The 386-nt window shown below is 71.8% G+C and carries 1 protein-coding gene; it reads right to left on the bottom strand.

Features of this window, described 5'->3' with window-relative positions; translation table 11 throughout:
• The coding region (locus M3149_RS22895; protein WP_251711642.1) for an ATP-binding cassette domain-containing protein at positions 1–386 on the bottom strand (386 nt) is incomplete at both ends.

Below are 386 nucleotides of genomic sequence, written 5' to 3' on the forward strand. Positions count from 1 at the left end.
GGCCTGGACGGCGCCCTCGTCGTGGGTGACCAGGATGATCGCGCCCTCGTAGCTGCGGATCGCTGCCAGCACCTCCTCGCGGGAGGCGGGGTCCAGGTTGTTGGTGGGCTCGTCGAGCAGCAGCACGTTCGCGCTGGACACCACCAGGATCGCCAGCGCGAGCCGGGTCTTCTCACCGCCGGAGAGCACCCCGGCCGGCTTGGTGGCGTCGTCGCCGCTGAACAGGAACGACCCGAGGACGCTGCGGGCCTCGGTGTCGGCGAGCTGCGGCGCGGCGTGCCGCATGTTCTCCAGCACGGTGAGGCCGGTGTCCAGCGTCTCGTGCTCCTGGGCGTAGTAGCCGAGCTTGAGACCGTGCCCCGGCTGGACGGCGCCGGTGTCCGGAG

This window comes from Hydrogenophaga intermedia, from assembly GCF_023715105.1.
GTDB lineage: Bacteria > Pseudomonadota > Gammaproteobacteria > Burkholderiales > Burkholderiaceae_C > Hydrogenophaga > Hydrogenophaga intermedia_A.